Annotated in this window: 24 protein-coding genes and 1 riboswitch; of the genes, 8 read left to right on the top strand and 16 right to left on the bottom strand. The window is 65.9% G+C overall.

The window, feature by feature from the left end; genetic code table 11:
- Positions 1-17 precede the first annotated feature (17 nt).
- The 4 genes from AAE021_RS14930 to AAE021_RS14915 form a co-directional block, all read right to left on the bottom strand.
- Entirely contained in the window at positions 18-518 is a 501-nt protein-coding gene (locus AAE021_RS14930; RefSeq protein WP_342023100.1) for a DUF427 domain-containing protein, read from the bottom strand.
- Positions 519-627: 109 nt separating this feature from the next.
- Positions 628-1,041: a sortase domain-containing protein gene (locus AAE021_RS14925; RefSeq protein WP_342023099.1), complete on the bottom strand. Its 414-nt coding sequence runs from the start codon at positions 1,039-1,041 to the stop codon at positions 628-630.
- A 327-nt stretch (positions 1,042-1,368) separates the two neighbouring features.
- Positions 1,369-1,809, bottom strand: a complete 441-nt coding sequence (locus tag AAE021_RS14920) for a hypothetical protein (protein WP_342023098.1) — start codon at positions 1,807-1,809, stop codon at positions 1,369-1,371.
- 140 nt (positions 1,810-1,949) lie between these two features.
- Positions 1,950-2,543 carry a hypothetical protein gene (locus AAE021_RS14915; RefSeq protein ID WP_342023097.1) on the bottom strand — a complete coding sequence of 198 codons (594 nt, stop codon included), beginning with the start codon at positions 2,541-2,543 and terminating at the stop codon, positions 1,950-1,952.
- Positions 2,544-2,773: 230 nt separating this feature from the next.
- On the opposite strand from AAE021_RS14915, the gene AAE021_RS14910 reads away from it, so the two are divergent.
- Positions 2,774-4,063 (top strand): adenylosuccinate synthase, encoded by a 1,290-nt coding sequence (locus AAE021_RS14910; RefSeq protein ID WP_342023096.1) that lies wholly within the window; start codon positions 2,774-2,776, stop codon positions 4,061-4,063.
- A gap of 30 nt (positions 4,064-4,093) precedes the next feature.
- On the opposite strand, the gene AAE021_RS14905 is transcribed toward AAE021_RS14910, so the two are convergent.
- From AAE021_RS14905 to AAE021_RS14890, 4 genes are all read right to left on the bottom strand, one after another.
- On the bottom strand, positions 4,094-4,534 hold the full coding sequence (locus AAE021_RS14905) for a VOC family protein (protein WP_342023095.1): 441 nt from the start codon (positions 4,532-4,534) through the stop codon (positions 4,094-4,096).
- Positions 4,535-4,544: 10 nt separating this feature from the next.
- The gene (gene mscL, locus AAE021_RS14900; protein WP_342023094.1) at positions 4,545-4,973 is read right to left on the bottom strand and encodes a large conductance mechanosensitive channel protein MscL; all 429 of its coding nucleotides are present in this window, start codon (positions 4,971-4,973) and stop codon (positions 4,545-4,547) included.
- 108 nt (positions 4,974-5,081) lie between these two features.
- Entirely contained in the window at positions 5,082-5,642 is a 561-nt protein-coding gene (locus tag AAE021_RS14895) for a CueP family metal-binding protein (RefSeq protein ID WP_342023093.1), read from the bottom strand.
- A gap of 58 nt (positions 5,643-5,700) precedes the next feature.
- Entirely contained in the window at positions 5,701-6,693 is a 993-nt protein-coding gene (locus AAE021_RS14890) for a DUF2804 domain-containing protein (RefSeq protein ID WP_342023092.1), read from the bottom strand.
- A 101-nt stretch (positions 6,694-6,794) separates the two neighbouring features.
- Between AAE021_RS14890 and AAE021_RS14885 the strand changes: the two genes are divergently transcribed.
- The 3 genes from AAE021_RS14885 to AAE021_RS14875 all read left to right on the top strand — a co-directional run bounded on the left by AAE021_RS14885 (position 6,795) and on the right by AAE021_RS14875 (position 9,186).
- Positions 6,795-7,601, top strand: coding sequence for a carbon-nitrogen hydrolase family protein (locus tag AAE021_RS14885; protein WP_342023091.1), 807 nt, complete (start codon positions 6,795-6,797; stop codon positions 7,599-7,601).
- A 180-nt stretch (positions 7,602-7,781) separates the two neighbouring features.
- Positions 7,782-8,348, top strand: a complete 567-nt coding sequence (locus AAE021_RS14880) for an RNA polymerase sigma factor (protein WP_342023090.1) — start codon at positions 7,782-7,784, stop codon at positions 8,346-8,348.
- Positions 8,332-9,186, top strand: a complete 855-nt coding sequence (locus AAE021_RS14875) for a hypothetical protein (RefSeq protein WP_342023089.1) — start codon at positions 8,332-8,334, stop codon at positions 9,184-9,186. The genes AAE021_RS14880 and AAE021_RS14875 overlap by 17 nt, the downstream gene beginning before the upstream one ends.
- 7 nt (positions 9,187-9,193) lie before the next feature.
- On the opposite strand, the gene AAE021_RS14870 is transcribed toward AAE021_RS14875, so the two are convergent.
- Positions 9,194-9,700: a CoA-binding protein gene (locus AAE021_RS14870; RefSeq protein ID WP_342023088.1), complete on the bottom strand. Its 507-nt coding sequence runs from the start codon at positions 9,698-9,700 to the stop codon at positions 9,194-9,196.
- Positions 9,690-11,039 carry an O-acetylhomoserine aminocarboxypropyltransferase/cysteine synthase family protein gene (locus AAE021_RS14865; RefSeq protein ID WP_342023087.1) on the bottom strand — a complete coding sequence of 450 codons (1,350 nt, stop codon included), beginning with the start codon at positions 11,037-11,039 and terminating at the stop codon, positions 9,690-9,692. Before AAE021_RS14865 ends, AAE021_RS14870 begins: the two co-directional genes overlap by 11 nt.
- A 76-nt stretch (positions 11,040-11,115) precedes the next feature.
- On the opposite strand from AAE021_RS14865, the gene AAE021_RS14860 reads away from it, so the two are divergent.
- Positions 11,116-11,454 (top strand): hypothetical protein, encoded by a 339-nt coding sequence (locus AAE021_RS14860; protein ID WP_342023086.1) that lies wholly within the window; start codon positions 11,116-11,118, stop codon positions 11,452-11,454.
- Here AAE021_RS14860 and acs read toward each other — a convergent pair.
- The 4 genes from acs to AAE021_RS14840 all read right to left on the bottom strand — a co-directional run bounded on the left by acs (position 11,448) and on the right by AAE021_RS14840 (position 16,337).
- On the bottom strand, positions 11,448-13,445 hold the full coding sequence (acs, locus tag AAE021_RS14855; protein WP_342023085.1) for an acetate--CoA ligase: 1,998 nt from the start codon (positions 13,443-13,445) through the stop codon (positions 11,448-11,450). The two genes, AAE021_RS14860 and acs, sit on opposite strands and share 7 nt — an antisense overlap.
- Positions 13,436-14,335: an ABC transporter permease gene (locus AAE021_RS14850; RefSeq protein ID WP_342023084.1), complete on the bottom strand. Its 900-nt coding sequence runs from the start codon at positions 14,333-14,335 to the stop codon at positions 13,436-13,438. Before AAE021_RS14850 ends, acs begins: the two co-directional genes overlap by 10 nt.
- The gene (locus AAE021_RS14845; protein WP_342023083.1) at positions 14,335-15,387 is read right to left on the bottom strand and encodes an aliphatic sulfonate ABC transporter substrate-binding protein; all 1,053 of its coding nucleotides are present in this window, start codon (positions 15,385-15,387) and stop codon (positions 14,335-14,337) included. The genes AAE021_RS14850 and AAE021_RS14845 overlap by 1 nt, the downstream gene beginning before the upstream one ends.
- 128 nt (positions 15,388-15,515) lie before the next feature.
- Positions 15,516-16,337 (bottom strand): ABC transporter ATP-binding protein, encoded by an 822-nt coding sequence (locus tag AAE021_RS14840; RefSeq protein ID WP_342023082.1) that lies wholly within the window; start codon positions 16,335-16,337, stop codon positions 15,516-15,518.
- Positions 16,338-16,706: 369 nt separating this feature from the next.
- Between AAE021_RS14840 and AAE021_RS14835 the strand changes: the two genes are divergently transcribed.
- The 3 genes from AAE021_RS14835 (at position 16,707) to AAE021_RS14825 (ending at position 19,877) form a co-directional block, all read left to right on the top strand.
- Positions 16,707-17,480, top strand: coding sequence for an alpha/beta hydrolase (locus AAE021_RS14835; RefSeq protein WP_342023081.1), 774 nt, complete (start codon positions 16,707-16,709; stop codon positions 17,478-17,480).
- 70 nt (positions 17,481-17,550) lie between these two features.
- Positions 17,551-17,666: riboswitch (SAM riboswitch) on the top strand.
- 36 nt (positions 17,667-17,702) lie between these two features.
- Positions 17,703-19,118, top strand: coding sequence for an LLM class flavin-dependent oxidoreductase (locus AAE021_RS14830; protein WP_342023080.1), 1,416 nt, complete (start codon positions 17,703-17,705; stop codon positions 19,116-19,118).
- Between the two features lie 141 nt (positions 19,119-19,259).
- Positions 19,260-19,877 (top strand): alpha/beta fold hydrolase, encoded by a 618-nt coding sequence (locus AAE021_RS14825; protein ID WP_342023079.1) that lies wholly within the window; start codon positions 19,260-19,262, stop codon positions 19,875-19,877.
- A gap of 26 nt (positions 19,878-19,903) precedes the next feature.
- Here the strand turns inward: AAE021_RS14825 and AAE021_RS14820 are convergent, their stop codons facing one another.
- Positions 19,904-20,674 carry a MerR family transcriptional regulator gene (locus AAE021_RS14820; RefSeq protein ID WP_342023078.1) on the bottom strand — a complete coding sequence of 257 codons (771 nt, stop codon included), beginning with the start codon at positions 20,672-20,674 and terminating at the stop codon, positions 19,904-19,906.
- Entirely contained in the window at positions 20,661-21,986 is a 1,326-nt protein-coding gene (locus AAE021_RS14815; protein ID WP_342023077.1) for an MFS transporter, read from the bottom strand. Before AAE021_RS14815 ends, AAE021_RS14820 begins: the two co-directional genes overlap by 14 nt.
- Positions 21,987-22,059 lie beyond the last annotated feature (73 nt).

Below are 22,059 nucleotides of genomic sequence, written 5' to 3'. Positions count from 1 at the left end.
CCGGCGGTCATCAGCGTTCACCAGCCGCCGGTGCCCGGGGCGCCTTTGAATGGTCCGGTGATGCGTCCGGTGATCCAGCCGCCGTAAAAGTCGCCCTCCTGCGGCTGCACCTCCTCGCCGTCCACGGTGCAGCGGTCCATTTTTCCGGGGTACACGGCGGCCCGGCTGGCAAGCGGGCCGTAACCGGGCCTCGGGCCCGGGTAGGTCCAGGCAGCCCTCGGCACGCGGGTACCCCCGCCAACGACGTCAAAATAGGCCGCTTTGCCCTTGTACTCACAAAAGGTGGACCCTTTAACCGGGACCAGGGCATCCGGGGCAAAATCCTCGAGGGGAATGTAGTACACCGGAGGATGGCTGGTTTCGAGCACCCTGACGGCGGACGTGGTGTCGGCAATTAGCTGTCCGCCGAGGAAAATCCGGACCCGTTCCTCGCTGGGTTCCAGCCGCGGCGGGCGTGGATAGTCCCAAACGGACTCCTGCGCGCGGTCCTGTGCATGGTTGCGCGGTTGATGCTCCATGGCCAGCCTCCCGAATGATGCCGGCCGCAGCCGGATTCCTTCGCCCGGGTATCCGGGGTTAAGGAATGCTTCGGAGTCGCCGTCCGTCCGGATGGCCCGGTCCGGACTATTACTTGAGGCGCGCGTACACCACGTAGTTGTCAGCAAAGGTTCCGCTTTTCGCGTCATAACCGTCGCAGGTAATCAGCCGCAGCTCCGGTCCGCCGGTGTTTCCGTAGACCTTTTCGGTGGGGAAGGAAACCTTGGGGTATTGCTCTGCATATTGGACTGCAAAGACGGCGGTGGTGCCGTCCTCGCGGACCACCTCCACATCGTCGCCGGGCTGAAGCTTGCGCAGGTCCGCGAAGATCCCCGGCCCACCGCCTTCGGCGTTGACGTGCCCCAGGAGCACGGCAGGTCCCGGGTCTCCTGGTTTTGGCGATCCGGCGTACCAGGCCGCGGGTGCTCCGGGGTTGCCCGGAGGCACTTCCAAGGTTCCGTCCTCCCGCAGTCCCACCTGTATGAGGTCTGAACCTGCGGCCATTGATGGAAGCCTCAAGGTTCTGGGTGGTGCCGTGGTTTCAGTTACTGCGTCAGGACGGGCTGTATCGGTTGGCTCGGGGATAACCGGGACAACTGTGCTGCCGTTTTCCTGATCGGGTGACGGCGGCAATTGCCAGGACGACGCCGACGGCTCCGGCGGCAAGGCTTCAGCGCCAGGGCTAATTCCGCAGCCCGGCAGCAGCAATCCGCCTGTAATGAGCAGGCCGGCGGCCGCAGTTTTCCGAAGAATCCTGCCGCCGCCGGTCTTAGCTATCAGTTGGCTCATGGGGACTGGAAGCGTGTTGCGATTGGCCGTCTTCGCCGGGAACTAGGCATGGTTCCCGCTGCGGCGCCGAATAGCGTAGGTTCCGGCTCCGGCGGCGGCTGCCAGTACCAATCCTCCGGCGAGGGCGAGTGAGCCCGGATTTGTTCCCTTCTCCGTCACTACTCCGGCATCAACCCCGCCCTTCGGCATCGGCATGCCGGGCGGCGTGGGCGTAGTGGTGGGTTCTGGCGTGGGTGCGGGGGGCTGGGCAACTATCGGCGTCAGGGGTTGGCTGTCATCTTCGCAGGCCAGTCCTGGCGTGCCACCATTGTCCAGGTTGTCTGCGTACCTGTAATCGCCCAGCTGAATGTTGTACACGCCTTCCCCGGCCGCCTCAGTACAGTTTTCATAGGGGCCTCCGGGCACGGCAAAAGCTGGAGTTGCCGAAAGGATCGAAAAACCTGTGACTGCTGCGAGTGCCAGACCTGCAGTGCGTTTGTTCATGATGTCTCTGCTTTCCCTGTGGAGGTAGTCATCCAAGTGATGGATGACGGGAACAGAGTATGAAGAAGGTAGTTTTTGTCACCCGAGTAGAGCGGGTTTTTGCCTCTGCGGGAGGCAAATATATTCCGGTGCGGGAGCGCTCAGGAAACAATGCTGGTAGTCACGGCCACAATCTGGGGTTTGGGCGGAACCGAGCTGAAACCGAAGTGAACGGGCGGTTCGATGGGGGACAGCCGGCCCAGATCCCGGCCGTTCCACGAGGCGGAGGCACCGGCCAGGGAGCGGATGGACCGCACGCCGTAGAATTCCCGGCGCTCGCCGCCCGCGGAACCCGCGGTGGAGACGCCGGGGACCAGCAGGCCTGCCAGGGGATTGATTGCCGCCAGCCAGCGCGGATGTACGGCCAGTGCCGGCGGTATCCGCTCCAACAGCTGCCCCAGCAAGGTGCGCGGGCCCAGGGCCAGGTTCAGCCGCAGGGGACCGGCGCTCACTAGGAACCGTTCCGCCGTGAGCCGGGCTTCGACGTCGACCACGTCCACCGCGTCAAAGTGATAGGTCCCTCCAACATAGGCGGCGACCTCAGGATTCGGCGCCAGAAGCAGCCGGGATCCGGCAGCATTCTCCGCCATGACGTCGGTGAAGGCACCCAGCGGTGACTCGAGCCAGTGGCCCACCACCAGGCGGGTGCCGGAGGACGTGCCGATACCTGCGATGTAGCCGCGAAAACGGTCCATCCGGTCACGCTACGCGAAGGTTTCCACAGGGAATACCCATTGTGGCGCTGCGGAAAGGGCACCGGCGTTACAATCGGCTAAACTTGCTAGGTAAGAGCCCCGCGACTCCGGCTTGACCCCGGCTTTCTGTTATTCCGGGTCTGGCCTGCGAGTTCAGGGGCGTTCTCATGCACGGAAGCGGATCGCGCCGTCGGCGTTTTCCCCTTCCGTAACTAATGGGGGAGGATCCCATGCCCGCAATTGTCATCGTCGGCGCCCAGTGGGGCGACGAAGGTAAAGGTAAGGCCACCGACCTGCTGGGGGGCCGTGTCGATTATGTCGTTAAGCCCAACGGCGGAAACAACGCCGGCCACACCGTCGTCGTCGGCGGTGAAAAATACGAACTCAAGCTTTTGCCGGCCGGCATCCTGAGCCCCAACGCCATTCCCGTGATTGGCAACGGCTGCGTGGTGAACCTCGAAGCACTCTTTGACGAGATCGACGGTCTCGAAGCCCGTGGCGCAGATACCTCCAAGCTGCGGATCTCCGCCAACGCCCACCTCGTGGCCCCGTTCCACCAGGTCATGGACAAGGTCACCGAACGGTTCCTGGGCAAGCGCGCCATCGGCACCACCGGCCGCGGCATTGGCCCGGCCTACATGGACAAGGTGGCCCGCCTGGGTATCCGCGTCCAGGACATTTTTGACGAGTCGATCCTGCGCCAGAAGGTCGAAGGCTCCCTGCGGCAGAAGAACCAGCTGCTGGTCAAGGTCTACAACCGCCGCGACGTCGACGTCGAAGAGGTTGTTGAATACTTCCTCTCCTACGCGGACCGGCTGCGGCCCATGGTCATCGACTCCACGTACGAGCTGAACCGCGCGCTGGACGAGGGCAAGGTTGTGCTGATGGAAGGCGGCCAGGCCACGTTCCTGGACGTGGACCACGGCACCTACCCGTTCGTTACGTCCTCCAACCCCACCGCCGGCGGCGCGTCTGTGGGCTCGGGCATCGGCCCGACCCGGATCACCCGCTCCGTGGGCATCATCAAGGCCTACACCACCCGCGTTGGCGCCGGCCCGTTCCCCACCGAGCTCTTCGATGAGATGGGCCTGTACCTGCAGAAGACCGGCGGCGAGTTCGGCGTGAACACCGGCCGCCCCCGCCGCTGCGGCTGGTACGACGCCGTGCTGGCGCGCCACGCTTCCCGCGTCAACGGCTTCACCGACTACTTCGTCACGAAGCTGGACGTGCTCACCGGCATCGAGCAGATTCCGGTGTGCGTGGCCTACGACGTCGACGGCGTGCGCTTCGACGAAATGCCGATGACGCAGACCGACTTCCACCACGCGAAGCCGATCTTCGAGTACTTCGACGGCTGGACCGAGGACATCACCGGCGCTCGGACGCTGGATGACCTGCCCAAGAATGCCCGGGACTACGTGCTGGCGCTGGAAAAGATGTCAGGCACCCGGTTCTCCGCCATCGGTGTTGGACCGGACCGCGATCAGACCATCGTGGTGCGGGACCTGATCAGCGAGTAGGACTTCGAGATCAGGAAGGCCCCGCAGCCGCTAAGGCTGCGGGGCCTTCCCTGTTGAGGAGGCGGCCGACGTGTCCAGAGTTGCCGGCACATCCAGGGCGGCTTCCTCCGCGGAACGGCGGAGCACGCAGAATTCGTTGCCCTCCGGATCGGCCAACACTACCCAGTCCACCGCTGACCCCTGGCCGACGTCGGCGCGCACCGCGCCCAGTGCGAGCAGCCGTTCCACTTCCTGCTCCTGAGTGCTGCCCCCGGCCGCCCGGAGGTCCAGATGCAGCCGGTTCTTGACGGATTTTGGCTCTGGCACCGGAATGATGTCAATGTCCGGCCCGGTGCCGTCAGCAGGGGCCAGGGAAATCACGTCGGCGTCGTTGCTCTCCAGGACCCGGTAGCCCAGCGCCTGGGTCCAGAATCGTGCCAGCAGGGGTGGACTCAGTGCGTCGATGGCAATGGATGAAATGACGGTGGCCATGAGTCTCCTGTTAGTGTTTCGGTCCCTCCTGGGACTGTGCTGTTCCGTTCGGTGGCTGCGAAGTGAGCGCATCCCGGATTTCGGTCAGCAGCATCACCTGCGGATCCGCGCTCTGTTCCGGGGTGATTCCAAGCCTGCGGTTGCGTCGCTCGATCATCTTGTTCATCGGCAGCACGATCGCAAAGTAGACGGCCGCCGCGATGAGCAGGAAGTTCACGACGGCGGTCAGCAGGACCCCGAACTGAATCTGGTTTCCGTTAAAGTTAACCGCCGCGAAACTGTCGAAGTTCGGCGAACCGACGAGCCCGGAGATGAACGGCATAAGCACCGAATTGACCAGGGCGTTGACGACGGTCGTAAACGCTGCGCCGATGATGACGGCAACCGCCAGGTCCAGGACATTGCCCTTCATGATGAAGTCTTTAAATCCCTTTAGCATCTCGCCAGAGTAACCGCCCCCGGGCCCGCGGCGCCTCCCTCACCTCTGGATTTAAGTGTTTCGCGGCAGCATTCGCCGGGGGCGCACCTGGAAGAGCACCCTGCGTGCTTAGACCAGCCGCATTGTGGTGATGCAGGTGGGATCGTCCTCGAAAGTGCTGAAGTCCTGGGTTGCAGTGCCTGCAGCGGACGTGATGTGCAGGGACCCGGTGATGTCCTTCGGCAGCCAGAAGCCGGCAAAGCCGTTGTCATAGGTGCTGGTGCTTTCATCCACCAGCACCGTTCCGTCGGCGCCGGTGATCCGCACCTGCACGGGGGTGTTGCTGAGTTCGCCCTGGCATCCGGAGAGGCTGTGGTGGAAACAGTCGTGGGTGGTGGTTGTCCAAGGTGCCACGGCCAGATAGAACTGATTCTCCGGCAGAGCCAGGATGGTCTCCTGCCCCTTGTCCTGGAGGATGACCGAATCATAGGTCACGGAGGCGGAGAGGCCCGTGGACCGGTCCTCATTGGTGCGGTCCAGCTGTTCAATGACTTCCGAGGTGCTGGCCTCCTCCAACCCATGCTCGCGCAGCAGGTCGCGGCTGTTCGTTTCACTGTTGTCCGGGCCGGCGGCGCAGCCCGTGGCCAGCAGCAGTGCGGCAACGGGCAGGATGAGGCGCGTGAAATTCATGGCACCAGCCTATGACGGCGCCGGGCCGGGCCTGAAAACGCCGCTGAGGCCGCGGGGTTTACCAGCGGTGCCGGGCCTCCTCGACCCAGCCGGTCAGTCCGTTCAGCGAATACCCGGTCCCGTCCGGAGTCCGGGCCGTTCCCGTCCAGGAGCCAAACGCCTGCCAGATTTCGGACGAGATCACGCCAAGCTTGGTGGCCGAGGTCCGGCGGTGGAACGGCGTCAGCACGGCATCGATCCACGGACCATGAACCGTCCAGGTGGACTCAGGATCGGTGAGGTCATACGTGAACTCCAGTTCGCCGTCGTAGTGATGCAGCCGTCCGTCCACAATGAGGGCGTTTTCGGTGGCCGGAGTTCCTGCCGTCCACTGCCCGCCAATCTGCAGTCCAAGCCGGGTGCCGTTCACGGTTCCCGACCCCGCGCCCCAGGTCCATGTGGTCCGGTAGGGCCAGCGGCCACGGCCCCGGTCCAGCACGGCAAACGCGTCTTCGCCCACGGTGAAGGTCTTGCCGTCCACGGTGACGGTGCCGGTAACCCGGCGGGCCACATCCTTGAGCGTGTACTGGAACCGGCGCTCGGACCAGGGCACCACCACGCCCAGCACATCGCCGTCGGCCGGTGCGTACAGATCCACCGCAACCCGCGGTGAACGCGCCCGCAGGTGAGTGCCGCCGCCGTCGTCATGGAAGCGCAGCGACACATCGCCGGCGGACCCGAACGCCGTCAGCGGAGGCAGCGTGTCCGGGAGCTGGATGTCGGCGGGGGAGGGAAGGATCTTCAGCGGCTCGATGCTGATTTCCTCCCCGGTGGCCCGGACCAGGACATAAATCTGCAGGCTGGCCGCGTACCCAAGATTCACGATGGTCATGCCAACCGCCAGCTCGGGGGACAAAATCCCCCAGTACTCCCAGCGCTTGGTCCGCAACCGGCCCGCAGGTCCGTCCGGCAGCGGGGTGCGGTGCAGCGGGGCGCGGGAGTAGCCCACGGCCTGCGGATTCAGGGTTCCGCGGGCAAGAGTCAGGTCGGTCGGCAGCGTGAGTTCGTCCATGCGGTCCCAGTCTAGGCGGCGCCGGCAACACACCCGTTCTGCGCGCCGGGGTCCTGGTCTAGGCTGGGAGAAACTTCGGTTGCGGAAGAAGGCGGTTGGAAATGTTGGTGAGCGTTGGCCAGTTCAGTCCCACGGGCGATGTTGCGGAGAACCTTGACGTGATGCGCACCCTGGCTGCCAAGGCCAGGGCCGACGGCGCCGAGCTGATCGTTTTTCCCGAGGAATCAATGTTCAGTGTTGGCAGGGTTGACGGTCCGCTGGCCGCGGCGGTCGACGCCGGCTGGACCACCTTCGTGCAGCAGCTGTCGCTGCTGGCCGCCGAGCTGGGCATCGCCATTGTTGCCGGCGGTTATGAATCCAGCGGTGAGGACCGGCCGTTCAACACGCTGGTGCTGATTGAGGCCACCGGCCGGATTGCCGACACCTACCGGAAACTGCACCTGTATGACGCCTTCAGCTACTCGGAGTCCACCCGGATCAAGCCCGGCGACGGCGGCGTCAAGGTGGTGGAACTGGGCGGCATCAAAGTGGGGCTCATGACCTGTTACGACATCCGGTTCCCCGAACTCGCGCGGGCTCTGACGGATAAGGGCGCTGACCTGCTGGCGGTTCCCGCCGCCTGGTTCAAGGGCGAACACAAGATTGAGCACTGGGAAACCCTGCTGAAAGCCAGGGCCATCGAAAATACGGTGTGGGTGGCCGCGGCGGGCACCTCCAGCCGCCACACCGTGGGGCACTCGGCGATCCTTGATCCGATGGGCGTGCCGCAGGCCTTCCTGAGTGATGAGTCCGAGGCAGTGGTCACGGCCGACGTGACCCGCAAGCGCATTGATGACGTCCGGGAGTTCCTGCCGGTGCTCAAAAACCGCCGTTTTGAAGCCAACGACCGGATTGTTTCAGCGCTTTAAAACTTTTTTCGCAACAACGTAACCTTTTGGTGCTCCCATACGATTACTCTTTTGGAACGGCCGCACCGAGGCTTATCCCCCCAACGAGCCCCGGTGCGGCCGTTTCTTTATGCCCCGAGGCGGGTGCCTGGCACGGTAGTATGTGGGACGCCCATCCTTACGCGAGGGAAAGACCGAATTTTGGCGAAAACCCTGACGGAGGACGTCCTCCGTGCCGCCGCTGCCGGAGAGCCGGGGGCGCTGCGCAAAATCTATAATGTGCTGGCTCCGTCAATCCTCGCCTACCTCACGGGCAAAGGCTGCGAGGACCCGGAGGGCTTAACCCAGGACGTTTTTCTCACTGTTTTCGGGAAACTGGACACCCTCACCGGCGGCTTGTCCGGCATGCGCACCTTCGCCTTTTCCGTGGCCCACGCACGCATGGTCGATGACGCTCGGCGGCGCGAGCGGCAACCGGTGCTGGCTCAGTTCCATCCCTCCGCTGACGTCCGGTCCACCGTTTCGGCCGAGGAGACGGTGCTTGAATCAGGAGCCGGAGTTGCAGAGCTGCTTGAAGGCCTGACCCCGCGGCAGCAGGAAGTTCTTCTGCTGCGCGTAGTGGGCGACCAATCGATTGAGGAATCAGCCCGAATCATGGGCTGCAGTGTTGGAGCCGTAAAGCAGCTCCAAAGCAGGGCGCTGAAGATCTTAAAGGAACGGTTGGAACAGGAACGAAAGGAGGAGCCAGTTCATGAACAAATCGCCTGAAACGGATGATGACGGCAGTATTCGGCGCCTTCTGATCGAATCCGGGACCGCGGAAAGCCCCGAGCTCCTTGAAGGGCTGCGCCAGCTCCGTTCCTTTCGCGCACTCCCCGCCCCGGCACCGACGGGCAAACTTGCCGCCATGCTGGCCGAACCACCGGCCCAGCCCCGGCGGCGATCCCAGCGGCACCGCGGCCTGATCCTGAGTTTTGCGCTGGCGGGAGCCATGGCGGCTGGCACCACCGGAGTGGCGGCGAATAATGACCTGCGTCTTGCCACCGAATCTTTCTGCGCCGACGTCATGGGGCAGGTGCTGGGTGACAGCGGGGAGCCGGAGCCCCCGGCCGGCGAACCATCCGTCGAACCGATGTCCGCCGGAGCTCCCCCCGCCGAGGAGGAGACTCCCGCGATGGCCAATGAGGCTGCAGCTGTGCCTGAAACCGAGCTTGCGGCTGAACTGGAGGGCGCCGCAGCGAACCCGGCGCCGCCCGCCGCTGCCATGCCGGTGGCGGGTGAGGAGTCCCCTGATGGCGAAGTCCCCGCTGACGTTGTGGACCAGCCCCCGGTCCGAGCTCCGCTCCCCGTGCCTGGGGCCGAACCCGAACCCGGCGTTCCAGACCAGGGTGCGCAAGAAAAAGGCAAGAGCGGAAGCCACACGATTACGGCTCGGCCGGGCCCGGACAATGCCGGTGGAGGCCCCGGCCGCCCCGGAGACCGGCAGGCTCGCAGCGACGCCGGCCCCGGTGCGGGCAAGTCTGGCCCCGGCCCCGGTGCGGGCAAGTCCGGCCCCGGCCCCGGCCCCGGCCCCGGACCCGGCCAGGGCCATTCCCGGAACCAATAACCATCCCCTAAGCGGTGAGCTGCCGCTTGGAGGAAATGACGCCGGTGTTGAAGCCGGCCAGGTTCAACCCGCCGTGGAACCGGGCGTGCTCAATCTTCACGCAGCGGTCCATCACCACGTCCATGCCGGCATTCTCGGCGGCCCGGGCCACCTCCTCGTGCCAGGAACCGAGCTGCAGCCACAGTGTTTTCGCGCCCACGGCGATGGATTCCTCCAGCACTGTCGGCAGGTCATCATGGCGGCGGAACACGTCCACGATGTCCGGCACTTCCGGCAGGTCCGCCAGCGAGGCGTAAACGGGGCGGCCCAGGATTTCCTTGGCCACCGGGTTCACGAAATAGACGGTGTACGGCGAGGACGAGAGCAAGTAGGTTGCCACGAAGTACGACGCGCGGGACGGTTTGTCCGAAGCGCCAACAATGGCAATGGATTTGGCCCGGCGGAGCAGCGCCAGCCGTTCCGGTGCGCTGGGGCCGTCCCAGGTCCGCACTTCGGTTGTTGTTTCAGCTGACACGGGCGGGCTCCTCAAAGGTCGGAACAGCAGGTAGGGCAGGGGCGCTGTCTTCGGCGGTTACTGCCGCGTCCAGCGCCTGGTCCAGGTCCCAGAGGATGTCCTCGAGGTCCTCCAAACCCACGGAAATCCGGACCAGGTCCTCGGCAACGCCGGCGGCGGACAGCTGCTCCGAGGACAGCTGTCCATGCGTGGTGGAGCCTGGATGGATGACCAGCGTCCGGGAATCGCCCACGTTGGCCAAATGCGAGGCCAGCTGCAGTGCCTCAATGAAGGTCTTGCCGGCTTCCCGGCCGCCGCGGACCCCGAAGCTGAACACCGATCCCGGCCCCTTGGGCAGGTATTTCCGGGCCCGGTCAAAGTGCGGGTGGGACGGCAGTCCCGCGTAGCTGACCCAGGACACCCGCTCATCGGCCTCGAGCCATTCGGCCACGGCCTGCGCGTTTTTGAGGTGTTCATCCAGGCGCTGCGGAAGGGTTTCCACCCCCTGCAGCAGGGCAAATGCCGAGGTTGCGCTGAGCGTGGGCCCAATGTCGCGCAGCTGTTCGGAGCGCAGCTTGGTGAGGAACCCGTATTCGCCAAAGTTTCCCCACCAGGAGATGTTGCCGTAGCTGGCCACCGGCTCGGTCATGGCCGGGAACTTGCCGTTGCCCCAGTTGAACTTGCCGGATTCCACCACCACTCCGCCCAGGGTGGTGCCGTGGCCGCCGAGGAACTTGGTGGCTGAGTGGATCACAATATCCGCGCCGTGCTCAAACGGCCGGACCAGATAGGGAGTGCTCAGGGTGGCGTCCAGGATCAGCGGCACACCGGCGTCGTGCGCCACCTTGGCGAGGGCGGCGATGTCGGTGACCTCGCCGCTGGGGTTGGCCACGACCTCGGCATACACGGCCTTGGTGTTTTCCCGGATCGCGGCGGCGTAGTCGGCAGGGTCGGTGCCGGGGACAAAGGTGGTGTCGATGCCGAAGCGGCGCAGCGTCACGTCCAGCTGCGTGACCGTGCCGCCGTAGAGCTGCGCGGCGGCGACAATGTGGTCGCCGGCGCCGCAGAGCGCGGCGAAGGTGACGAATTCCGCGGACATGCCCGACGCCGTCGCCACCGCTCCGATTCCGCCCTCGAGGGAGGCGATGCGTTCCTCGAAGGCAGCCACGGTGGGGTTGCCGATTCGGGAGTAGATATTGCCGTACTTCTGCAGCGAGAAGAGGTTGGCGGCGTCGTCGGTGTCCTTGAAGACAAAGGACGTGGTCTGGTAGATGGGCACGGCCCGTGCACCGTGCGTGGCATCGGGGGTGCCTCCGGCGTGCAGGGCACGGGTCCGGAAGCCGAATTGGCGCTCACTCATGGAATGAGTGCTCCTTCCTGGTGGCCGCGGCAAAGCGGCTCGTTGATCGTTGCAAGTTGGGCGTGGCGGACGAAGAATGTTCAGCAGGGCTGCATACACAGCGGACTGGCAGCGGCGGACGACGCCGGACGGACCGACGAAGGGCACCACCGCGATGGATGAATACGTCGTTGTCATTGAAACCGGCTACAGGCTGGCCGCCGCCACGCATAAGATCACTGCCACTGATCCGCTGCCGCAGGTGGAAGCCAACCAGCTCTTCCAGGAGCTCTTGGACGGGATGCACGCTGAACTGCTGCCCGCAAAGGCGGACGCCACCTACCTGGAGGTCTCGCCGACGGAGTTCATGCGGGTCCACAGCCTGATGGGCGGGGTTGTGGTGATGGACCGGGTGACGCTGGCCCGCGTTCACTGATCGGCTCCGTTCCGGGCGGCACAAATCCGGGCGATGTCCGGGATGCAGGGTTCATTCTGCAGGCTCGTTGTATCGCCCAGTGCCGTGCCCTCGAACAGCTGGGTCAGGAGCCGGCGCATGATTTTCCCGGAGCGGGTCTTGGGCACATCGGGAACGACGACGACGGCGGCCGGCTTGGCGATGGGCCCGATCTCCCGGGAGATGTGGGCGCGCAGCTCAACAGCGACCCGCCGGGTGAACGCAGGATCCTCCGGCCCTGCCTCAGGCAGTGCGGCAGCCGCTGCCGGGGACAGGACCACAAACGCCGTGATGGCGTGCCCCGTTTTAGGATCCGGCACCGGGCACACACCCGCTTCGGTGACCCAGGGATGCGAGACGAGGGCTGACTCAATCTCAATGGTGGACAACCGGTGCCCGGAGACGTTGAGCACGTCGTCGGTGCGGCCAAGAATCCAGATGTGGCCGTCGTCGTCGTATTTCGCGCCGTCGCCGGCCAGGAACCAGCCCTGCCGCGCATACTGCCGCCAGTAGGAGGACAGGTAACGCTGCGGGTCACCCCAGACCCCGCGGGCCATGGCCGGGCCGGTTTGATCCACCACTATGAAGCCCTGCGTGTTCGGGGGCACCGGGTTCCCGTCAATGTCCACGATCCGGGTGCTCACTCCCGGCAGGGCGCGGGATGCGCAGCCGGGCTTGAACTCCGCGTCGGTGGGACGCGGGGACAGGATGGTGGCGCCGGTTTCGGACTGCCACCAGGTGTCGATCACCGGCACCTCCCCGCGGCCCAGCTGTTCACGCAGCCAGCGCCAGGCCTCGGGGTTGACCGCTTCGCCCACGGTGCCCAGCAGCCGGATGGAGGAGAGGTCATGGCCGGACGGAACACCGTCCGGGAACCAGCCCATCAGGGACCGGACCAGGGTGGGCGCGGTGTAGTAGCTGGTGACCTTGTACCGCTCGATGATTTCGAAGTGCCGGCCCGGATGCGGAGTGTTCGGCGTGCCCTCGAAGATGACCTGGGTGGCGCCGTTGGACAGCGGGCCGTAGATCTCGTAGGTGTGGGCGGTGACCCAGGCCAGATCCGCGGTGCACCAGTGCACATCGCGCTCGCGGGCGTCCGGATCCGGGTTGGCGAAGAGGTACTCGTAGCTCCAGGATGCCTGCGTCAGATAGCCGCCCATGGTGTGCACCAGGCCCTTGGGCTTTCCGGTGGTGCCGGAGGTGTACATGATGAACAGCGGCGTCTCCGCGTCGAAGGCTTCCGGTTCGTGCAGGTCCGCGGCGGTGTCCACGGTCTCGTGCCACCAGAGGTCGCGGCCCTCGGTCCAGCTGATCGCGGATCCGGTGCGGCGGACCACCAGCACGTGCTCGATGGCGTTGGTTCCGGACACCGCGGTGTCGGCGTTGTCCTTGACCGGCACTGCGGCGCCGCGGCGGAACTGGCCGTCGGTGGTGACCAGCAGCTTGGCGCCCGTGTCCTCGACCCGGAACTTCAGCGCCTCGGCGGAGAAACCGCCGAACACCAGCGAATGCACGGCGCCAATCCGGGCGCAGGCCAGCGTGATGACAATGGTTTCCACGATCACCGGCAGGTAAATCACCACGCGGTCACCCCGGCCAATGCCCAGCGCCAGCAGAGCGTTCGCGGCGCGGCAAACGTCCCGCTGCAGATCGGCATAGGTGACGGTGCGGCGGTCTCCGGGTTCGCCCTCGAAGTGAAGTGCCACTTTGTCGCCGCGGCCGGCAGCCACGTGCCGGTCCACGCAGTTCACTGCCACGTTGAGGGTGCCGCCGGTGAACCATTCAATGGCGGGGATGCTGTAGTCGGCGTCGGCCTCGGGGATTTCCGGTCCGCTGAGGCGCTGCGGGGGAGTAAACGTGTGCGCGGTGTGCCACGGCTGCTCCCACTGGAGCCGCCCGGCTGCGGCTTCCCAAAACGCGATGCGCTCGGCTTCGGTGATGGGGTCCGCGGTAACCGTGGATGTCAGGCCCATTTTGCCACCGCCCATTTTTCGGCCACGCCGAGGATGGCATCGGTCAGTTTGCCGATGACGGCCAGCAGCACGATGGCCAGCAGCAGGCGGTCGGTGCGTCCGTTGTTCTGCGAATCGATCAACAGGAAGCCCAGGCCCATGGACGAGGCAATAAGTTCAGCGGCAACCAGGAACAGCCAAGCCTGGGCCAGCGCCAGCCGCAGGCCGGAGAAGACAGCCGGGACGACGGCGGGCAGCTGCACCGTCCTGAGCAGCTTCAGCCCGTTGAGGCCAAAGGCGCGGGCGGCTTCGACCAGGTTCCGGTCCACGTGGCGCAGGGCCAGGGACACGGTGGTGAACACCGGAAAGAACGCGCCGATGGCGATCAAAGTGATTTTTGAGTCCTCGCCAATCTTCAGCCACAGGATCAGCAGCGGCACCCAGGCCAGGGACGGTACGGCGCGCAGCGCGCCGATGGCCGGACCCAACAGGATGTCCGCCAGCCGGGACAGGCCCAGCAGGGCACCCAGTGCCAGCCCCAGCAGGGCGCCGATAGCAAAGCCGATGAGCACCCGCTGAGTGGAAATGGCAATGTGCAGGCCAAGCTGGCCGCGGTCCAAGAGGTCGATGGCCGCGGTGTAAACGGCTGTGGGGGAGGGCAGCTGAACTGCTGTGAAAACGCCGGCGGCCGTGCTCAGCTGCCAGGCCGCGAGCAGGACGGCGGGAACCACGAGGCCCAGCGAAAGCCGCACCCAGCGGCGGGACAGCGCGCCGGCTGCTGCGGCGTCCCGCTGCGGCCCGCCGGGAGCGGGTGCCGGCCCGGTTCCTGCCGCTCCGGTGGCGGCCAGGCCGGCCCGGGATGTGGGAACAACACTGTTTCCCGAGAGGTACGGGTTTCCGATATTCGGCATCAGGACTCCTTGACCGCATCCGGTGCGGCGCTGCGGACGAAGGAGTCGTCAAACAGGCTCTCCAGGGCGGTGTCGATCTTGGCCTGATCCGCGACGTCTCCGGTTTCCACGAGCGTGGGCCCGATCTTCTCCAGTACGCTGCGCTGCGCATCGCCCGGGGCCGGGTCCACGTCGAGGTTGCTGCGTTCGAGCACCACGGTCTGCGCCACGGCCGGGTCCAGGCCGGCGACGTCGGCCAGGATCCGCGCGGTTTCGTCCGGGTTTTCCGCGGCCCAGGCCCGGGCCTTCTCGTAGGCGTTGACCACGGCCTGGGCCTGCTCGGGATCCGCTTCAAGGAAGTCCTCGTTGGCGGCCAGGATGCCGTAGGTGTTGAAGTCCAAATTCCGGTAGATCAGCTTGGCTCCGCTTTGTTCCGCGCCGGCCATGATCGGATCCAGGCCGGCCCACGCGTCCACGGACCCGTTTTCCAGTGCCGTCCGCCCGTCAGCGTGTTGCAGCTGCTCCACGGTGACGTCCGAGAGGCTCAGCCCGGCCTCATCCAGTGCCTGCACCAGGAAGAAGTAGGGGTCCGTGCCCTTCGTGGCTGCCACGGACTTGCCCTTGAGGTCCGCCACGGAGGTGATCTCCGAATCCGCGCCAACCACCAGCGCGGACCACTCCGGCTGGGAGAAGACGTCGATGGCCTTGATCGGGGAGCCGTTGGCACGGTTGAGCAGGGCTGCGGACCCGGCCGTTGACCCGATGTCCACGGCGCCGGACCGCAGGTTTTCGTTCGCCTTGTTGGAACCGGCCGACTGCACCCATTCCACGGTGACGCCGTCCTCGGCGAGGGTCTCCTCCAGCCAGCCCTGGTCCTTGATGATCAGGCTGAGCGGGTTGTAGGTCGCGAAGTCCAGGGTGAGGGTTCCGCCGTCGGCGGCGCCGGCGTTCGCGGCGGATTCACTGTCCTCGCCGGCCACGCAGCCGGTCAGCAGCAGGGAGGCGGCGGCCGCAGCTGCGGCGAGGGCCTTGAGCGGGGAGGGAACCGAGGTGGTGAAGGAACGGCTGTTCATGGGGATTTCTTTCTGGTGGAGGAGAGGGGCCGTGCGGCAAACGGCACGGAAGGGGTGGGGAAGCGTCAAGGGAACGCAACCGGAGGCGCTGTTGGGAAAGAGCTGCCGGGAAGCCGGCGGTGCCGCTGTTAGTGGCGGTCGACGCCGAGGCGGGCCAGGAGCTCGCCGCGCATTCGGGCCAGCTCGGCCGAGGAACGGTCGCGGGGCCGGGCGCCGGGGACGGTGATGACGTCAGTGATGGTGGCTCCGTGTTTCCCGGGCTCTTTGCCGAGAATGATGATGCGGTCCGCCAGCTGGAGGGCCTCGTCCACGTCGTGCGTGACCAGCAGCACGGTGGTGGGGGTGGCCCGGTGCACCGAGAGCAGCAGGTCCTGCATCTTGAGCCGGGTGAGGGCGTCCAGGGCACCGAAGGGCTCATCGAGCAGCAGCACTCCGGGGGTTCGTGCCAGGGCGCGGGCAAGGGACGCACGCTGGGCCATGCCGCCGGAAACGGCGCGCGGGCGGTGTTTGGCGAAGGCCGTCAGTTCCACCAGTTCCAGCAGCTCGGCCACTTTGGCCTTGCCGTGCTTGGCGCTCATGCTCTTGGGCAGGCCCATGGCAATGTTGGCCTGCAGGGTCTGCCACGGCAGCAGCCTCGGTTCCTGGAAGGCGACGGCGCAGCGGTCGTCAATCCCGCGGACAGCAGTGCCGTTGATCAGGACTTCCCCGGTGCTGGCGGCGTCCAGCCCTGCTGCGGCGCGCAGCAGCGTGGACTTTCCGCAGCCGCTGGACCCCAGAATGGCCAGGACCTCGCCGGGGCGGACCTCGAAGCTGATGTCACGCAGCACATGGTGTGCCGCCGGACCGGAGCCAAAGCTGCGGCCCAGCTCGGAAAACGTGACGGGAAGGGCGGAGCCGGCCGGCGCAGCGGGCGGCGCGGCGGCAGGGGACTTTGAAGCCAAGGCGGTCATGTTAACTCTCCATCGGTCCTGGCAGTAGCACCCTACGGAAAACGCCTTGGGCCGGTTACGGCCTCCTGCGGTGTTGTCCTCGATATTGCCGTTCCTCAAGGAGGAGGTACGGCAACCAGGGTTGCTGCGGCTTCACTGATCCAGGTCTCTCAGCCGCTCGGGATGGTCAAGTGCTACTAAACGCGCCATTCGTGAAACGGGCAAGTCCTCCGCGTAATATTTCGCGCCGCTGGTCGTGGGCGGCAGGCAACCGGAGTTGCGTTGTTTTCCGGATTTGCGGTCGGGCGTTGACCCTGTGGAGGAGTGGATCCTAGGCTCCAGGGAAACGGTGCGGCGGGAGCCTGCCGTCGTCCACGCAGGGAGGCAGTCATGGCCGCGTCAGCGTCAGCGTCGGGAAAGGTGCAGTCTGCGGACGGCACGCCTATTGCCTGGGAACGCCGGGGATCCGGGCCGCCGCTGGTCATCGTTGATCCGGTTCTGATGGATCGCCGGACCTCCGTAGCCGCAGGCCTGGCGGAGCTGCTGGCTCCAACCCGGACGGTCTACACGTATGACCGGCGGGGTAAAGGCGAAAGCGGTGACAGTGCGGACTACGAGCCGGGCCGGGAAGTTGAAGACCTCCTGGCCGTCATCGAAGCGGCCGGCGGCGAGGCGGACCTGTATGGGTTTTCATCCGGGGCGGTGCTGGCGCTTATGACCGCAGCGGATTCCCCCGCCGTAACCGGTGTGGTGGCCCTGGAACCTCCGTTGTCTGGCCGCGTGGAGGACACCCCGGACATCCGCGGCCAGCTGCAGGACCTGGTGAATGCGGGGGAACGCGCCGAGGCCGTGCGGCTGTTCCAGCGCTCCATTGGTGTTCCGGAGGAAATGGTTCAGGCGTCGGACGTGGAGGTGTTTGCTCCGGCTGCCCACACGATTGCCTATGACCTGACCCTGAATGCGGAGGCGGACCCGGGCAGCCTGGGCGGCATCCGGGTCCCGGTTCTGGTGCTGGTCAGCGGCGGAAGTGACCCGCGGCTGCACGAATGGGCGCGGGAAACCGCTGAAGCGCTGGCCGATGCCCGGCTGCAGGTGCTCGAGGGCGGGTGGCACGGAGTTCAGGACCAGGTGCTGGCTGAAGCCATTAACGGGTTTTTGGCCTAGCGTCCGGCGGGTTCATATTTGGTCATCGACTTCCCTGCGCTCCGCAGCTGTGCTGATACTGGAGCCGAAGGATCATGAGTCCCAACGCGAAGCTCTGGCTGGTTGGGCGGCAACCCTCTTCTCCGTAGCGGGGTGCCCCAGATGAGGATCCGGCCGTACCGCGCCCGCGGACGGCAAGTACGGCGCTCCCCTGGTGCGTCCCGTTGCGAAAGGTGCACCCATATGTCCGAACAGGACACCCCCTTGACCACAGAGACCGGCCGGCGGCAGATCCGCTTCAACGCTTTTGACATGAACTGCGTGGGCCACCAGTCTCCGGGACTGTGGCGCCATCCGGAGGACCGGTCCTCGGACTACACCGATCTGCGCTACTGGGCCCATTTGGCGAAAACCTGCGAGAAGGGCCTGTTTGACGGCATTTTCCTGGCCGATGTCCTGGGCACGTATGACGTGTACGGCAGTTCCAACGAGGCCACGCTGCGGCAGGGCACCCAGGTTCCGGTGAATGATCCGCTGCTGTTGGTGTCCGCGATGGCCCTGGTCACCGAACACCTCGGTTTTGGTGTCACAGCGGGCACCGCGTATGAGCATCCGTATCCGTTTGCGCGCAGGCTCTCCACGCTGGACCATCTCACCAACGGACGCGTGGGCTGGAACGTCGTCACCGGCTACCTGCCCTCCGCCGCGCGGAACCTTGGCGCTGCAGACCAGCTGGAACACGATGAGCGCTACAACCATGCGGATGAATACCTCGAGGTCATCTACAAACTGCTCGAAGGCTCCTGGGAGGACGGCGCCGTCGTCCGCAACCGCGAAACCGGCGTTTTCACCGACCCGGCAAAGGTCCACGACATCAACCACGAGGGCAAATACTTCACCGTCCCCGGCATCCACATCAGCGAGCCGTCGCCGCAGCGCACCCCGGTGATCTACCAGGCCGGTGCCTCGCCGCGCGGTGTGGCTTTCGCCGCCGAAAATGCGGAGGCGGTTTTTGTCGGAGCGCCCACCAAGGAAAAGCTCAAGGCCACGGTCACCAGGATCCGCGACGCCGCCGAGGCCGCGGGCCGGGACCGGCACTCCATCCGCATTTACACGCTGATGACGGTCATTACCGCCGCCACCGCCGAGGAAGCCGCCGCCAAACACGAGGACTACCAGCAGTACGCCAGCCACGAGGGCGCGCTGGCACTGATGTCCGGGTGGATGGGCGTGGACCTGTCCACCTACAACCTCGACGAACCGCTGGGCAACGTGAAATCCAACGCCATCCAGTCAGCGGCCGGCAACTTCCAGAAACCGAAGGACGACGGCGAACCCTGGACGGTGCGCGACATCGCCGATTCCGTGGGCATCGGTGGATTGGGGCCGCGGATGGTCGGCTCAGGCGCGGAAATCGCCGAGGAAATGATCCGCTGGGTGGAGGAAACCGACGTCGACGGTTTCAACCTGGCCTATGCGGTCACACCGGGCACGTTTGAGGACATCGTCGAGTTTGTGGTGCCCGAACTGCAGCAGCGCGGCGCGTACCGGACCGAGTACACGCCCGGAACCCTCCGCGAGAAACTCTTCGGCCGGGGGGACAAGCTGCCGGCGGAGCACCGCGGCGCCTCGTACCGGCTGAGCCCCGCAGTGCGTTGACCTCACCAACCCTGTTCCCTGGCAGTACGCCGGCGCGGGTCCGGATTACGGGCCGGAGCGTTGACCCTCCCGTGGCCCGCTCCTAGTTTGGAAAGGTGGCGCACATCCGGCGCCTCTTCCCCATGTGAGCAGGAGCCTGCCATGGAACACCCGCCCAGCGCCTCCGGAACCGCTCTCTCCGCCGACGGAACCCGCATCGCCTGGTCCCGGCAGGGATCCGGTCCGCCGCTTGTGATTGTCGACCCGCTCATGGCTGACCGGAGCAGCTCCAGCACTCAGGTCCTGGCCGACCTGCTGTCGGAGAACCACACCGTGTACACCTATGACCGGAGGGGCACCGGCGAGAGCGGGACGGGCGAGGAGTACACGGAGGAGTCCGACGTCGATGACCTGCTGGCCGTGGTGCAGGTGGCCGGTGGTTCCGCCAGCCTGTACGGGTTTGGCTCCGGCGCCTTCCTCGCGCTGCGCGCAGCAGAGGAGTCAGCGGTCATCACCCGGGTGGTGGCGCTGGAACCAGCATTGGCCCTGAACGAGGGCGAGGACGAACTGCTGCTCCTGCAGACGGAACTGGAGGGGCTGGGCGGCGTCTCCGTTCCGGTTCTGGTTCTGGCCGGCAGCACCAGCGGCGACGAAACACAGGACCTGGCCCGCCGTGCCGCGGCAGCCCTGGACGAGGGTGAGTTTCAGCTGCTGGAGGGCGACGCGAGCAGTGTCCCCGACGCGGCGCTCGCTGATGCCATCGGCTCCTTCCTGAGCTGAGGCCGTGGGGCGCCAACCGGTGGAGCTTAGCCGGCACTCTCCAGTCGGGCCGTGATTCGGGCCAAGGCAAGCTGCTGGGCGGAATTGAGTGCGCTGTGCCGGTACTCGTCGAAAACTGCCGCAACAGCCGATTCATCCGCAAAGAGGGGCGTTTCCGAACCTGCCAGCGCCGCCTTGACCGGCCCGGCGACGGTTTCCATAAATCCGGCAACCAGGCGCTCCAGGTCTTCGGCGGGGGTCTCCGGCGTGAGTGCGGCGAAGCCCGCGTAAAACTGCAGCACCTGTTCGGCCAGGTCCGGGGAGCTCATTTTCTTGTACACCTGCGTGAGCCCGTCAAGACCCTCCTCGCCGGCAAGATGTGCGAGGAGCACCGCCTGCTCGCGGTCCATCCGGCGTACTGACGGCGGCGCCGAGGCGGCAAAAGAATCGACAATAAGGGCCAGCTCCGGCGGCAGATCCAGTGCCTGTGCCGTCCGCAGGCCGCTGATCAGGCGTTTCTGCTGCTGCAACCGTGCCAGCTCCGCGTCGATGCCTTCCTCCAGTTCATCAAGGAGCGCGGCCGGACCTGCCCCGCCGCGGTGTACGCCGTCATCGTCCAACAGCTCCCCCATTGCATCCAGCGGAATTCCGATGGCGGCCAGGCGCTTAATGCGCAGGAGGCGGATCAGATCCCTGGCGTCGTAGCTGCGGTAACCGTTGTACCCGCGCTCCGGTTCGGGCAGCACGCCAAGCTGGTGATAATGCCGCAAAGCCCGCACCGTCACTCCGGCCAGCGCAGCCAGCTCACTGCTTTTCATGGGCAACCGTCCTCTCCGGGTCCATTGTGCCGGGTGTTGCCAGGTGTGGGCTTCCCGCCCCTGCCGTGGCAGTCGCGGGAAGTCGCAGGGAAGGCGATGTCAGTGCCCAAACCGCCGCCAGCGTCCACGCAGCGGCAACCGTGATGCCTGCCGCTGCCAGCCCGTGCCGTTCGGCGATCACGGCGGCCGCGAGCATCCCCAGTGGCGCCGCAAGAAGGGCCAGGGAGTTTTGGGTTCCCATAATCCGTCCCAGCATCTCTTCCGGAATGCGTTCAACCATCAGGGTTCCCGTTCCACATCCCAGCAGCCCGGAGGCCAAGCCCAGGATCACGGCTCCGGCCATCAGAACCCACGACGGCGGGAGGGCGCCCAGGATGGCCAGGCCGGCCGCCGTCCCGGCAAGGCCTGCCGTCAGCCAGCGGCGCCGGCCGGCCCCGGAACACCAGCCGGCGTAGAGGATGCCGCCCGCCAAAGTGCCGGCTGCCAGCGCGGTGAGGGTGAAGCCCAGCTGCCCGGGGTTGTTTCCCAGCGAAAAATGGGCGGGCAGGATGATGCCCTGCAGGGCAACCAGGGAAGCCACCATCGCCAGGGTCAGGAAGGTGGCGGCGCGCAGGGTTTTGTCGCCCCGGAACAAGGTGGCCCAGCCCTGCCGCAGCTGGTTCCCTGCGGAGGCGCCTGCCGGAGCGGAATCTTCAATGGATTCCGGGTCAGCTTCCCGGGCAGCGTCCGGGGCGGCAGCATGAACACCGGTGCTGCGCGGCATCAGCAGCGTCACTGCAGCCGCAGCCAGTGAAGTTGCGGCGGTTATCCAGAGGACGGTCGACCCCTCGAAGGAGAGCATTAATCCGCCCGCGGCAGCCGGGCCAATAACCATAACCATCGCCCCGATGCTCTCCCGAATTCCGATGAGTTTCCCGGCGGAAAGACCTGCTGAACGGGCTACGGCCGGAAGGAGCGCCTCCCGCGCCGTTAAGCCCGGCATATCACCCAGCGCACCAAGAATGCCGAAAACAATAAACCATCCCAGACTCAGGCCGGTGAGGGCATCGACCACCGGCAGCGCCGCAAGCGAAACGGCGGAAATAACGTCTGCAGCCGCAGAGGCAGTGCGTCGGTTGACGCGGTCAATGACCACTCCCGTCAGCAGCCCGGCCAGAAATGCGGGGATGGCGGTGGCTACCGCCAGGATGCCGGCGGACATGATGCTGCCGGTAGCCTGCAGCACGATCAGGGGAAGGGCTATTGCAGCTACCGAGTTGCCCAGCAGTGACAGGGCGTAGGACGTGAGGTAGAAAATTGTGGTTCGATTCATGCTCTTGAGTAAGAACTATGACGCTGCGTCGGAGTCAAGCCGCCTTTCCTGGATCCCGGCGCAAGTATTCGGC

Source organism: Arthrobacter citreus, assembly GCF_038405225.1.
In the GTDB taxonomy this organism is placed as follows: domain Bacteria; phylum Actinomycetota; class Actinomycetes; order Actinomycetales; family Micrococcaceae; genus Arthrobacter_B; species Arthrobacter_B citreus_A.
This window is presented reverse-complemented; position numbering and strand designations above follow the sequence as displayed.